This is a genomic window from Gammaproteobacteria bacterium (genome assembly GCA_022450155.1).
Lineage (GTDB): Bacteria > Pseudomonadota > Gammaproteobacteria > Arenicellales > UBA868 > REDSEA-S09-B13.
Genome location: JAKUQR010000022.1, coordinates 1 through 13,367 on the forward strand (window position 1 = coordinate 1; position 13,367 = coordinate 13,367).

General features: G+C 52.0%; 11 protein-coding genes, 1 tRNA gene and 1 rRNA gene. 6 read left to right on the forward strand and 7 right to left on the reverse strand.

The genetic code is table 11. The features are described from left to right. Together MK323_11555 and tyrS are read right to left on the reverse strand one after the other, a co-directional pair. Positions 1-1,060, reverse strand: a 16S ribosomal RNA gene (locus MK323_11555); the annotation flags it as partial. 310 nt (positions 1,061-1,370) lie between these two features. Beyond that, entirely contained in the window at positions 1,371-2,576 is a 1,206-nt protein-coding gene (tyrS, locus tag MK323_11560) for a tyrosine--tRNA ligase (protein MCH2482789.1), read from the reverse strand. Positions 2,577-2,933: 357 nt separating this feature from the next. On the opposite strand from tyrS, the gene MK323_11565 reads away from it, so the two are divergent. Continuing rightward, positions 2,934-4,499, forward strand: a complete 1,566-nt coding sequence (locus tag MK323_11565) for a peptidoglycan DD-metalloendopeptidase family protein (GenBank protein MCH2482790.1) — start codon at positions 2,934-2,936, stop codon at positions 4,497-4,499. A gap of 45 nt (positions 4,500-4,544) precedes the next feature. Then, a complete protein-coding gene (locus MK323_11570) occupies positions 4,545-5,645 on the forward strand; it encodes an anhydro-N-acetylmuramic acid kinase (GenBank protein ID MCH2482791.1) in 1,101 nt (366 codons plus the stop codon). A gap of 25 nt (positions 5,646-5,670) precedes the next feature. On the opposite strand, the gene erpA is transcribed toward MK323_11570, so the two are convergent. Then, positions 5,671-6,003 (reverse strand): iron-sulfur cluster insertion protein ErpA, encoded by a 333-nt coding sequence (gene erpA, locus MK323_11575; protein ID MCH2482792.1) that lies wholly within the window; start codon positions 6,001-6,003, stop codon positions 5,671-5,673. A gap of 73 nt (positions 6,004-6,076) precedes the next feature. After that, positions 6,077-6,994 carry a radical SAM protein gene (locus MK323_11580; protein MCH2482793.1) on the reverse strand — a complete coding sequence of 306 codons (918 nt, stop codon included), beginning with the start codon at positions 6,992-6,994 and terminating at the stop codon, positions 6,077-6,079. Positions 6,995-7,282: 288 nt separating this feature from the next. Here MK323_11580 and MK323_11585 point away from each other — a divergent pair, with 288 nt between their 5' ends. After that, positions 7,283-7,753, forward strand: a complete 471-nt coding sequence (locus MK323_11585) for a YbaK/EbsC family protein (protein MCH2482794.1) — start codon at positions 7,283-7,285, stop codon at positions 7,751-7,753. Positions 7,754-7,787: 34 nt separating this feature from the next. Here MK323_11585 and MK323_11590 read toward each other — a convergent pair. The 3 genes from MK323_11590 to MK323_11600 all read right to left on the reverse strand — a co-directional run bounded on the left by MK323_11590 (position 7,788) and on the right by MK323_11600 (position 9,560). Then, positions 7,788-7,861: transfer RNA gene (locus MK323_11590), tRNA-Gln, on the reverse strand. A gap of 359 nt (positions 7,862-8,220) precedes the next feature. Beyond that, complete coding sequence (locus MK323_11595; protein ID MCH2482795.1) at positions 8,221-9,270, reverse strand: LLM class flavin-dependent oxidoreductase; 1,050 nt, start codon at positions 9,268-9,270, stop codon at positions 8,221-8,223. A gap of 104 nt (positions 9,271-9,374) precedes the next feature. Further along, positions 9,375-9,560, reverse strand: a complete 186-nt coding sequence (locus MK323_11600) for a hypothetical protein (protein MCH2482796.1) — start codon at positions 9,558-9,560, stop codon at positions 9,375-9,377. A 177-nt stretch (positions 9,561-9,737) separates the two neighbouring features. On the opposite strand from MK323_11600, the gene MK323_11605 reads away from it, so the two are divergent. From MK323_11605 to MK323_11615, 3 genes are all read left to right on the forward strand, one after another. Then, positions 9,738-10,889, forward strand: coding sequence for a Xaa-Pro peptidase family protein (locus MK323_11605; protein ID MCH2482797.1), 1,152 nt, complete (start codon positions 9,738-9,740; stop codon positions 10,887-10,889). 201 nt (positions 10,890-11,090) lie between these two features. Continuing rightward, the gene (locus tag MK323_11610; protein MCH2482798.1) at positions 11,091-12,152 is read left to right on the forward strand and encodes an ABC transporter substrate-binding protein; all 1,062 of its coding nucleotides are present in this window, start codon (positions 11,091-11,093) and stop codon (positions 12,150-12,152) included. Positions 12,153-12,249: 97 nt separating this feature from the next. Then, entirely contained in the window at positions 12,250-13,338 is a 1,089-nt protein-coding gene (locus MK323_11615) for an ABC transporter ATP-binding protein (protein MCH2482799.1), read from the forward strand. Positions 13,339-13,367 lie beyond the last annotated feature (29 nt).

Below are 13,367 nucleotides of genomic sequence, written 5' to 3' on the forward strand. Positions count from 1 at the left end.
CTGTCTCTCGGTTCCCGAAGGCACCAGTCCGTTTCCGGACCGTTCCGAGGATGTCAAGGGCAGGTAAGGTTCTTCGCGTTGCATCGAATTAAACCACATGCTCCACCGCTTGTGCGGGCCCCCGTCAATTCCTTTGAGTTTTAGCCTTGCGGCCGTACTCCCCAGGCGGTCTACTTATCGCGTTAGCTGCGCCACCAAGGAGTCAAGCTCCCCGACGGCTAGTAGACATCGTTTACGGCGTGGACTACCAGGGTATCTAATCCTGTTTGCTCCCCACGCTTTCGCACCTCAGCGTCAGTGTTGGTCCAGGAAGTCGCCTTCGCCACTGATGTTCCTCCGCATATCTACGCATTTCACCGCTACACGCGGAATTCCACTTCCCTCTACCACACTCTAGTCCAGCAGTATCAAATGCAGTTCCCAGGTTGAGCCCGGGGCTTTCACATCTGACTGACCAGACCGCCTACGCGCGCTTTACGCCCAGTAATTCCGATTAACGCTTGCACCCTCCGTATTACCGCGGCTGCTGGCACGGAGTTAGCCGGTGCTTCTTATTCAGGTACCGTCAAATTACGGGGTTATTAACCCTGTACCTTTCTTCCCTGCTGAAAGGGCTTTACAACCCTAAGGCCTTCTTCACCCACGCGGTATGGCTGCATCAGGCTTTCGCCCATTGTGCAATATTCCCCACTGCTGCCTCCCGTAGGAGTCTGGGCCGTGTCTCAGTCCCAGTGTGGCTGATCATCCTCTCAGACCAGCTACGGATCGTTGCCTTGGTGAGCCTTTACCTCACCAACAAGCTAATCCGACGCAGGCTCCTCAAACAGCGCGAGGCCCGAAGGTCCCCCGCTTTCCCCCGTAGGGCGTATGCGGTATTAGCCCGGATTTCTCCGGGTTGTCCCCCACTGTTTGGCAGATTCCTACGTGTTACTCACCCGTCCGCCACTCGCCAGCACCAAACGCACCCCGAAGGGATTGTCACGGTCTGCTGCCGTTCGACTTGCATGTGTTAGGCCTACCGCCAGCGTTCAATCTGAGCCAGGATCAAACTCTCCAGTTTCAAGATTGATTCCGATTTGAACCGTAAAGGCATCAAATCGTCACTCTGTCCGTGCAAGCACCGACAGAGCGTTTACTACTGGTAATTGGAATCAGACGCTAAAAGCGCCCACACAATCTACCTAATCAAATTGTTAAAGAGCGTGGCGGTTGAAATAAGCTCAACCGACCGAGGTGCGGAATTATACCCTTGAATCTCGCCTAGTCAATGAATTTACCTCCCTTTAACGGCAAATGTAGCGAAATTAAACGATTTTGGGGTCACGATCTGATCGGCACAGGCAGAGACTCCATCGGAACCCGGCGGGCCTTCAAATTACGCGGATTCGGGCAAATCGGCGCTTGCCGACCTGAAACAGCGCACTTACCCCGGTTTTGATCGTCAATTTTCGATCGTCGACTCGCTCGCCGTCGATGCGAACAGCGCCTTGTGCCATCAGGCGGTAGACCTCGGAGGTACTCCCAGCAAGACCTGCAGACTTGATGACATTGGCTACAGGCATGTCATTACCCTGGTTATCGATATCAACTTTAGCAATCTCATCAGGAATTTCACCATGCTGAAACTGATTGACAAACGACTGATGCGCTTTTTCAGCATCGCTGGCCGAATGAAACCGCTCAACTATCTCATGCGCCAATTGATACTTAACGTCTCGGGGGTTGACACCGGCCGTGACTTCTTCCTGAAGCCTCCGGATGTCTGCCAGCGGTCGGAAACTCAATAATTCAAAATATCGCCACATCAGCTCATCAGAAATCGACATCAGTTTGCCGTACATCTCGACCGGCGGCTCAGTGATCCCCACGGTATTGCCCAGCGATTTGGACATCTTCTGAACACCGTCAAGACCTTCAAGCAGCGGCATAGTCAATACGATTTGAGGCTCAAGACCATATTGTTTCTGAAGTTCACGCCCAACCAGCAAATTGAATTTCTGATCCGTACCACCAAGCTCAACATCAGCCTTAAGTGCAACAGAATCGTAACCCTGCATAAGTGGATAAAGAAATTCGTGTATCGCGATGGGTTGGCCATCCCGGTAACGTGTCGAAAAATCATCCCGTTCCAACATTCTGGCGACGGTATAGCGCGATGCCAGTCGAATCATGCCTTCTGCACCCAATTCACTGCCCCACCTGGAGTTGAAGTCGACAATGGTTTTATCCGGGTCCAGGATCTTGAACACCTGCTCTTTATAGGTCAGAGCGTTCTGATCGATCTCTTCCCGGCTGAGTGCGGGGCGTGTGGCATTTTTACCGCTTGGATCTCCAATCATCCCGGTAAAGTCGCCAATCAGAAAGATGATCTCGTGACCCAGGTCCTGAAACTGGCGCATCTTGTTGATCAACACTGTATGACCCAGGTGTAGATCAGGAGCTGTCGGGTCAAAGCCGACTTTTACGCGCAGTGATTTACCGTTCTCGAGTCGTTCTATCAACTCGGTTTCAACGAGGATTTCTTCTGCACCCCGTCGAATTTCCAAAAGCGCTTCAGTGACCGGTTTACTGGACATGACATCAAACATTGGATAAGTAGGAATACAAATTTTACCCGAAGCAACAAGAACCAGGGCGTATCATGCCGATGACCGACTCTGCCCACTGCCCTGAGCGAACGCTCACGGGTCAGCGGCTGTTCTATGACCGTTGCATCGCAGTCCTGACCAATCGACCCGCTGAGCGGTCGGTTGGAAACAAACGCCACGATTGGATTGCATGATCGCCGGTGCGCTGACTAAAACCGGCGGTTTTGTGCTCGGCATTAGGCAATTACTTTAAGAAACCATCGGAAATGACTTTGACGCAACAATTAATCACAGGTAAATTACGGACTTCCCGTATACCCCGACGGGGCTGGTGAAGCTATCGCAATGGCGCAACAGCGTTCCCTATTCGACTCTGATCTTCGTAATATGCTCAAGAGCGGGCCGCGTGACCGACCCTTGAGTCGCCGCCATGCCCTGTTTGGGGCAACAATACTCGCGATGATAATGCTGGTCGCGACCTGGCTTGCCAGTCGACCAGACGCGTCTATTGACGAGGTTGATAATTCCCAAGTGGAATACGATCCCTTGCGCTCTCAAATAGCGCAGGTACTCAATGCTCGTAAAAAAACCGCAGTAGCGAGTTCTGCAGCGCTAATTCCAAACAAATCAGTCGTCCCGTTAGGTTCGTCCAGTGCGTCATCTGCGGATCGCGGATCAGGTTTCGAAGTTGACCTGTGGCCAGCGATGAAGGAATTGCCGAAGGTCACAGTCTCCGTGTCACTTGATACGAAGGCTATCCATGCAGTCCAGCCACTATCAGCTGCCAAAATGGCTGATAGTGTTCCAACACAGACCGTAGCCAGTTCGACGAAAACCAACTGGGTTGATATCGATATACGCCCCGGTGATTCCCTGACCCGCATTTTCAGCCGTCTCAAACTCGACCCCGCGGTCGCGATTACGATTGCAGCACATCGCAAAGGTCAAGTGCTTACCAGTCTCAAAACTGGCCCTCGTCTGAAAATTCGACTCACTGACGGGCAGTTCCGTGAACTGGAATATGAGAAGAGCCTTAAACAGCTGTTACTCGTTAAAACCACCGACAACGGCTTGCGTTTCGATACGGTTAACCGGTCGTTTGAAGTGATTGAACAGAAGGCCACCGGAGTGATCACATCAACACTTTTTGACAGCGGTCTAAAGGCAGGCCTCAGCGAGCCATTGCTCTATAAGCTTATGTCAACATTTGAATGGCAGATTGACTTCAACACCGATATCCGGTCAGGCGATCAGTTTGCAGTCATCTATGAAGAGAGGTTCCTGGAAGGAAGAAAGATCGGTACCGGCCCGGTTCTGGCTGCTTCCTTTATTCTGTCTGGAAAACCTCACCATGCCATCCGCCACACCGACTCAGCCGGGATCGCCCGCTACTTTTCTCTTGACGGGACCAGCATGCAGGGCAAGTTTTTGCATTCACCTGTACGCAACAGCCGAATCACTTCAGGTTACTCGTTACGACGATTCCATCCCATACTGAAAGTATGGCGCCCTCATCGCGGACTGGATTTTTCGGGTCGAAATGGGAATTCGGTGCTCTCTACCGCCGACGGCAAGGTGGTTTTTGTGGGTCGAAAAGGCAACTATGGCAAGACCGTCATCATCAAACACGGCAGCAATTACCGAACTCTCTACGCGCATCTTTCAAAATATGGGAAGAAAGTTCGGAAAGGCCGCTGGGTCCAACAGGGCCAGATCATCGGCTATGTCGGCAGCACCGGACTGTCAACAAGTCCCCACCTGCACTACGAACTGTGGCTGAATGGAAAACGCAGAAATCCGCTAAAACTGAAGCTACCCCGCGCCACTTCAGTTCGCCAGAATGAGAAATCTGAGTTTCTGCGCCGAGCATCGACTTTTTCGGCAGCATTAGATCGACTTGTCGACGCCTGACACCGCAAGAACCTCCGGCAAAACCGGTTCGCACTTATCACCCGAATGAACAGCGGCCAAGATTTCTACATTGGCCTGATGAGCGGTACCAGTTCGGATGCCATCGACGCGGCACTGGTTCAATTCTCAGACTCGGGATGTGAACTGGTTTCTACCCTGGCTGCATCATTAGACGCGTCTATCTTGGAACGCATACAACACGCAGCTGACGGTACAGCCGATCGAATAAGCGACGTTGCAGAACTGGACGCACTTCTGGCTCAGGCGTTTGCCGATACCGCTCTGAGTCTTAAAGCCCAGGCGGGGGTCGATCAAATTACCGCAATCGGTTCACACGGCCAGACCGTAAGACATCAGCCGGATGGTTGTTTGCCCTATACCGTACAGCTTGGCAGTGGTGCCCGTATCGCAGCCTTAACAGGCATCACCACAGTGTCCGATTTCAGAACAGCCGACCTGGCTCTTGGCGGTCAGGGCGCACCGCTGGTACCCACCTTCCATCGCGCTGTTTTTTCAGATCCCGATGAGAACCGGGTAATCGTCAATATCGGTGGTATCGCCAATGCAACAACCCTCCATCAAAAAGACCCGCTATCCGGATTCGACACAGGGCCCGGGAACACATTGATGGACCATTGGTTCAGACGACATCAGCTGGGTGCCTATGATCTAAATGGCGCCTGGGCGCGGTCCGGACGGAATCTGCCAAAGCTGTTAAACGCACTTCTTGCGTGCGATTTCTTCTCCAGGCCTCTGCCAAAATCAACTGGGCTGGATGAATTTAACCTAGACTGGTTGAACACGCATCTTACTGCGGACGAACGTCCGGAGGACGTTCAGGCCACACTGGTTGAACTGACCGCTGAATCGATTGCTCAATCGCTTAAGAGAAACGCACCGGGTACTGATGCGGTGTACCTATGCGGTGGCGGTGCAAATAATGAGTACTTGGTGTGTCGGCTCGACAATCGAATTACACCTTTACCACTCTACACCACCGATCGTCTTGGTTTACCGGTAGACTGGGTGGAGGCAGTCGCTTTTGCGTGGCTGGCAAAAGAACGTCTCAAAAGCCAACCGACAAATTGTCCTGAAGTCACAGGGTCTTCTCGAGAACTGGCTTTGGGCGCTGTCTATCTGGGTTAAGTCAGCGCGCTACGACTATTACGTACTAGACACCAAATGATGAACCGCAACCGCAGGTTGTTGTCGCATTTGGATTGTTGACCACGAAACGACTCCCCTGAAGATCGTCGATAAAGTCGATTTCCGCGCCGCCAAGATACTGAAGACTCATCGGATCGACAACAACCCGGACCCCACTGTGATCAAACTCAAGATCATCGCCGGCCGCCTCCTCTTCGAATTGAAATCCGTATTGAAAGCCCGAACAACCGCCACCCTGGATATAAACCCGAAACAGCAGATTTGGGTTATCCTTGGACGCGATCAAATTCGCGAGTTGGTTTACGGCGCTATCGGATATTTGAATATCTGGCGTCACAGTATTTAAGTGGGCTATGTTCAAGGTGAACTGCTATTTTACAACCGATTGCACCCTATATTCAGACTTTTTATCAATCGCTAAAATCTAGCCGCTGAACCTGTTCGGCATTGGCGTCAAAAGCAACACTCAGTGTCCGTTCGTACTTTTTTAACAGAATTCCTTCATCACCGCAGCAATCCTGGCTACATTTGTTAACAGCATGAAGTTGCTTCCAACCAGGCAAAATCTGTTCGACTGGAGCATTCTCAGTCGCACAGTCACAGCCTTTGTCACCATAGGTATAAACACTCGTAAGTCCGGCCATCAGCGCCTGCTGCCGGGCCGCATTAAGTGTCTTTACGGGTGTCGGCTCTATATAACTTAACTGGTAGGCCGGGTAGAAACGGGTGATATGCCAAGGACTATCCGACCCAAGATGGTCCCTGATCCAGTGCGCAATCCGAAGCAGATTCGCAGTATCATCATTCAGTCCTGGTATGACATTGGTTCGTGTTTCTACATGAATACCTAAATTCTGAGCCAATTCGATCCCGTGAAGAACAGATTCGACATCTGCTTTACCGCAAATGTTCCGGTAAAACTGATCTTCCATGCTCTTAATATCAGAACAAAGAACATCTATCCGGCCGGCCAACTGCTCCAAGGCTTCATCAGTCACAAAGCTATTGCTGACATAAACCGTATAGAGTCCTTTGGTTCTTGCTAAATCACAGACATCGATCACGTATTCCAGCCACACCGCCGGTTCCGAATACGTGAAAGCGATACCCTGAACGCCCGCCTCAATCGCAGCACTCACCAATTCCTCGGGAGTCACAAACGCTGCTTTAGATTCTCCTCGAGCTAATTCGTCAAGTGCGTCGACACCCCAAGATATCTCAAGATTGTGGCAGCCTGTACAGCGAAAATTGCAACCATAGCTGCCAATCGAAAGTACCTTGGTACCCGGTCGAAAGTGACGTACTGGCTTGTCTTCTATCGGACCCACATCTGCTGAAGAGATAATTCCGTAAGATAAGGTTATACAACGTCCCGTTGCGATTCACATGAGCCTGGCAAAAGCCGCGTTGCCCGTGTCGCAAGCGACAGCGCCACAGGCACAGATTGCACACAGTGCGGCCATCATCGAATTTTTCCTGTAAACGGGTTTCGACTAGCTGGTAATTATTCTGCACGATGACTACTTGCCAATAGCTGTGTCCTAACTAGGATAACTATAAGGATTGATCGTGGTGCATTGTGACAGAACCTGTATTTATCATTCAAGCCAAATTAATTGAAACCCGCAGAGAACAAGACTGCACGCCGCGTTCAGACACTGTTAGGCTCGGCATACCAGGTAGTGGAATTCGAACACTCTACGCGAAGCGCTGCTGACGCCGCTAAAGCGATAGGTTGCGAGTCACGCCAAATCGCAAAATCACTTGTATTTCGACAAGCAGATGAGCGCCCTGTCCTGATCATAGCCTGTGGAGACAATCGCGTGGACGAACAAAAAGCAGCCGCAGTTATTGACAACGTGCTCTATCGGGCCGATGCCGACTTTGTCAAGTCGAACTCAGGGTTTTCGATTGGTGGCGTTGCTCCTATTGGACATCGCGTGCTACCTATCGTCATTCTTGATCATCACTTGGAAGATTTGGGCACAATCTGGGCTGCTGCAGGAACACCTAATGCGGTTTTCTGTTTAACTCCAAAGCAGCTGGCAGGGTTGACCCACGGCACTTTCGAGGATATTGCTGAATAATCAGCATCGGACAGAACAACACTGACAGTGCATTTGGCTGGGGGACCAGGATTCGAACCTGGGTTGGCGGAGTCAGAGTCCGCAGTCCTACCGCTAGACGATCCCCCAGTGAGTTGGACGGTAACATCGATCATTGAAAATTAGGCCGAACAGTGTTGCTATTGTACTGCAGCGCTGAATTCCATTGTTTGGCTGCACATCACTTAAACCTCTGAACGTGACCGCGTTATATCAAACTAGGCAAGGGAAACACTCGCCGGTACAGTCAACTGAAATGGAAGATATAAATCGCAAGACTCGGGCGATTGTCAACAATAACTCGTTACACGACTCCATAGAATATTTGCTGCCAAACACCCAGAATTAATCGATAAAACTCCTACAAAATGACTCAACCTGTCTTATCGGATGACTCACCAATCGGGCGTAGGGAATTGACCAAAACTATATACCTCGGCCTAGTACAGCTAGACCCGTACCTTGGAGAGAATCTCGGCCGGCACACGCTCAATATAGGCGCCGGCGCCTGGATCTGGGCAAGGTGGATCGGGTATCGGCTGAAGGACAACATATTCAAACTCTATACCTTGGTCAGACGCGGTCTGGATGATTTCAGTCAGTTGTTCACCGATAGCTGACGCTCCGCCAAGCAGACAAAACGCCCGGGCGTGTTCATCGGACAAGAAATTAACACAGCGTCCACTCGCTTCCAGGTCTGGAGCATGGTGGAAATCAGGCCACACCCGGCCACCTGATTTAAACTCATTCGGGTGCGCGCCCTTCCAATCCAGTCCCAAATGATCCAGAAGCATTGGCGAGTATTCATAGTACCCCGCCGCCATTGACTTACCCATGAGGAGCGCAACATCTTGATCATCCACAAAGACCGTATGAAACACAGCTCCTAATCGGATATTGCCAGGGTCCCTGCCTGCCCGCTTGGCACCCTTTCTGATCCGCTCCACGGACATCTGAATATTGCGTAGATGGGTGCCCACGCGGATAAATACACCATCTGCACAGGCACCCGCCATTTCTAGAGTTTTTGGTCCACCGGCGGCAACCCAGACCGGCACTTGTACCGGGAAAGGCAATACAGCAGGTTTAACTGCACCCACTTCGACCTCGTCACCGGCCAGTAACGATTTCATCAACTTGACGCTGGCTTCGAGTTCGTTGATACGGGCAGGTTTCAACCCTGCCAGGCGTACCGCAGTATCACCAATACCGCACCCCAGTATCGTGCGGCTAGGCGCTAACTCGGCAATGGTTGCAATACTGGATGCGGTGACTGTAGGGTGCCGGTTAACAGGATTGACCAGCAAGGTGCCGATGTCGATCACGTGTGTCAATTGCGCAGCAGCAGCGAGAAGAACATAAGTATCGCGCCGCCTGAGCTGCGAATCCGGTATGAACGCAGCATCCCAGCCGCAAGCTTCAGCACGGGCTACGTCCGACGCATAGGCGGCGACGGATGAGGTGTCATGTCGATTAAGTCCGAACTTAGGGACGCTCATAGACAGGTAATCAGCTCTGATGTTCCAGTTGTGTCACAACGACTGGATATGGATTGTATCAAGTAAAATAAGACCTCAAACTCGGCAATTTACCGGGTTCGGCGTCAATAGTGCAGTATCAATTCGATCAGCGAATCTCCGCTGTGGCGGGCCAGCCGACGACGGTACCAGGCACTGGCAAACACCAGGGCACCAGTGACAATGAGAAGCGCAGATACCACCATCACAAATAGCGGCGGATATACTGCAATCAGAATTCCAGCGGCACAAATCAGTATTCCAGCGAGCATAATGACCCTCCACTTGCAATCATCGGGGCTTCAATCAGCTTAATCAAGCGGGGATTCAATTGCTGCTGGCACGGTATTCGTAGCACAGACGTCTCTCGCAGCGTAGGCAGAAGTACAATTCAATAAAGTGTCACAACCTTCATCTAATCCCTTTCACCGCACTCCTCAGCGATAACCATGCCTGTACATTTTGAACCCGAAGAGATGGAGATCCGCCGGCACCAGGTGTCAAAGCGGCTGTCCGAACTCGGCCTGGATGGATTGCTGATGTTCAAGCAGGAATCAATGTACTACCTGACTGGATACGATACGTTTGGTTTCAGCATGTTTCAGTGCCTGATTATCGATGGCAGTGGCCACACAGTACTGCTGACACGACTTCCAGACCTGCGCCAGGCTCAGTTCACCTCGGACATCCAGGATATAAGATTGTGGCACGACACAGAAGATGTTAATCCGGCGCTGGAACTGCGTGGCCTCCTGGATGACCTTGGCTATCGAAACAAAACACTCGGCATAGAGTTCGACAGCTACGGTCTTAAAGCTCACTACTGGCGACTGCTGGAACCTCAACTCGACGGATTCTGTAGGCTGGTAGATGCATCAACCCTGGTCGATCAGTTTAGAAGGGTTAAAAGTCCCACAGAAATCGAATACATACGCAGGGCCGCCGAGCTGTCGGATGATGCCTGGGATGAGGCCGTACGGCTCGCCGAACCTGGCGCCTTTGAAGGGGATATCCTGGCCGCCATGCAGGGCATTGTATTTCGTGGCGACGGCGATTATGCCGGCAACGAATTCATCATTGGATCTGGTCCCAGCGCGCTTCTTGTCCGCTATCATTCCGGCAAACGACATCTCGACGATCAAGATCAACTGACACTGGAATGGTCAGCGGCCTATCGCCGCTACCATGCGGCGATGATGCGAACACTGATTGTAGGGATCGTTCATCCCGAGCATCTCGGTATGTATCAGGCCTGTAAGGATGCACTCCTTGCCTGCGAAGCGGTGATCCGCCCCGGTCGACCGATGGGTGATGTCTATCAGGCGCATGCAAAAGTCCTCGATGCCGCCGGCCTTGGCGAACACCGGATGCGCGCCTGCGGCTACGGCATGAGCGCCATATACACCCCGCTCTGGGTCGATCCGCCGATGTTCTATGAGGGCAATTCCCAGTTGATGGAAGCGGGGAATACGTTCTTCCTGCACATGATCCTCGCCAATTCTGACACAGGCCGCGCTATGACCTTAGGCCATAGCGTACTGATTACAGAATCCGGTTGCGACAGACTCAGTCGATCGTCACTGGATCTGGTCATTAAATGACACGCCACTCAACTAATGTAAATTTCTAGCATAAACAGCAGCGAGACGTCCCCGCAGCCTTCGTAGCGATTTATCCGGTATCTGATATATAGATGACGACTTGCCAATTGTCTGGTAGGGTGAGATCTGACCGGTACTTCTACAAGCATCGGTCGAGTGACGTGTAACTCGATAAAACAACTCCCTCAGGAGAATCAACTGATGAAAATAAAACAACTTTTGTCCTCAGTCGGTGTCTCATTGGTCATAAGTTTGGCCGGGACATCAGCCCACGCCGGAGAAATAACCGTTGCATCATGGGGCGGATCTTTTCAGGCAGCCCAGAGCAAGGCTATTTTTCAGCCCGTCGCGAAGGCCATGGGTATCACTATCAATGAAGAATCCTACAAGGGCATCGGCCAGGTGAGAACGAAGGTCGCCGCCGGCGCAGTACCATGGGACATTATTGACACTGGCGCCGGTGGTGGTGCCCGCGCCTGCCAAGAGGGTATCTTGATCGATCTTGATTACGACATCATCGATGTCTCGAACTTCATACCCGGTACTTATTTGCCCTGCTGTGTAGGCACCTCTACGTATTCCACAGTACCCGCGTGGAACACGGAAACCTATGGCATGAATGGCCCACGAGGCTGGGCTGATTTCTGGGATGTTAAAAAGTTTCCGGGAACCCGGTCGATTAGGGGCAAAATGCATGGCATGCTCGAGCCCGCCCTGATGGCCGACGGTGTGCCGATGGACCAGATATACAAAGTATTATCCAGCGAAGCCGGTATAACACGGGCGCTGGATAAAATCCGTGAACTCAAGCCCCACGTTGCTGTCTGGTGGGGATCGGGCGCGCAACATGCCCAGTTGATGAAGGACGGTGAAGTGGACATGTCGACTGGCTGGAACGGCCGTTTTGACGTGGCCAAAGCAGATGGCGCAAAGGTCGCCTACCATTATGATCAAGGGCTCCTTGATTACGACTGTTTCGGCATCCCCAAAGGTGCACCCAATACGGACCTTGCAATGGAGGCACTCGCGGAATTCAGTAAACCTGAATTCCAGGCTGATCTTCCCAAGTACATCAACTACGGGCCCACCAACTCTTTGGCCTATACAATGGGTAAGATGAGCGATGAAGTCGTGGCTGGACTACCGTCGTCGCCGGCAAACCTTGCAGTTCAACTTCTGATTGGAGCATCGGGAGGGTTCGACTGGTACGCGAAATGGGAAAAAATCGCGTCCGAGATGTACCAGGACATGATGACCGAGTAATTTCCTTCAGTTAGTGAGATCACCAAGTGATAAAGGCGGCGCGTTACACGCGCCGCCTTTATCTTTATTTCCACACTTCTCGATTGAGGATCTGTAAATGGCTGATGCTAATCAGATCAATGCCTTACCCATCACCATTCGAGGCTTAACTAAAACCTATGGGCCGGTATTTGCACTGGATCATGTCGACCTGGACGTACGCAGCGGCGAGTTTCTGACCCTGCTAGGGCCGTCCGGCTCAGGCAAGACGACCCTGCTGATGGTCCTGGCGGGATTTACACGCCCCGATCATGGCAGTGCGCTGTTTGGAGACGACGAGGTGATCCGGATGCAGCCCCACAAACGGGAGGTGGGGATGGTGTTTCAGAACTATGCGCTTTTCCCGCATATGACGGTCGCGAGAAATATCGGTTTTCCCCTCAAGCTCAGAAACGTGAACAAAGCGACTCTTCGCCAGCGCGTAGAAAGTGCTCTCGAAACGGTTCAGCTCGAAGGTTTCGGCGACCGACAAATCGACCAGTTATCCGGTGGTCAGATGCAGCGTGTTGCGCTGGCCAGGGCAATCGTTTTCGAACCCCGCATCCTGTTAATGGATGAGCCATTATCAGCCCTGGATAAAAAACTCCGGGAACACATGCAGATCGAATTGCGTCACCTGCATGAAAAACTCGGCATGACAACAGTCTACGTGACGCATGACCAGCGCGAGGCGCTAACCATGTCCGACCGCATTGCCGTCATCAACGATGGCAAGCTAATGCAGCTTGACTCGCCACGACGAATTTATGACCAGCCGGCGAATCCCTTCGTGGCAAATTTTATTGGTGAGTCGACACTCCTGCCGGTCGAACATAGTGACGGTCATGTGTCCTACGCTGGAACCCCGGTGAATGTCTCTGGTTCTGAATCGAAGGATGGCCGACTGCTGATGCTTCGACCAGAGCGGCTGGTACTCTTAAAACCAGGAGAAGAGGCAGACTACAATACCTTTCAAGGGGTGGTAAAAGATGTTGTCTACCAGGGGGAAAGCTTTCTTCTGTATGTCACGCTTATGGACGGAGCCGACGTGGCGGTTCGCAGTGTCAGTCAGCGGGGTTTGTTGGCAGCTGTGCCAGAGGTCGGCGCCCAGGTTACGCTGGGCCTGCACCCAGACGAAACTGTTCTGATTCCGGAAGGCGAAAGCTAGCTCGTGACTACACATTCTCTTCCAGGGAC

What these genes read in the sequence shown, in the direction of transcription:
- MK323_11610 (MCH2482798.1), top strand. Translation starts at nt 11,091, where the DNA reads ATGAAAATAAAACAACTTTTGTCCTCAGTCGGTGTCTCATTGGTCATA.
- MK323_11605 (MCH2482797.1), top strand. Translation starts at nt 9,738, where the DNA reads ATGCCTGTACATTTTGAACCCGAAGAGATGGAGATCCGCCGGCACCAG.
- tyrS (MCH2482789.1), bottom strand. Translation starts at nt 2,576, where the DNA reads ATGTCCAGTAAACCGGTCACTGAAGCGCTTTTGGAAATTCGACGGGGT.
- MK323_11600 (MCH2482796.1), bottom strand. Translation starts at nt 9,560, where the DNA reads ATGCTCGCTGGAATACTGATTTGTGCCGCTGGAATTCTGATTGCAGTA.
- MK323_11615 (MCH2482799.1), top strand. Translation starts at nt 12,250, where the DNA reads ATGGCTGATGCTAATCAGATCAATGCCTTACCCATCACCATTCGAGGC.
- MK323_11565 (MCH2482790.1), top strand. Translation starts at nt 2,934, where the DNA reads ATGGCGCAACAGCGTTCCCTATTCGACTCTGATCTTCGTAATATGCTC.
- MK323_11595 (MCH2482795.1), bottom strand. Translation starts at nt 9,270, where the DNA reads ATGAGCGTCCCTAAGTTCGGACTTAATCGACATGACACCTCATCCGTC.
- MK323_11570 (MCH2482791.1), top strand. Translation starts at nt 4,545, where the DNA reads ATGAACAGCGGCCAAGATTTCTACATTGGCCTGATGAGCGGTACCAGT.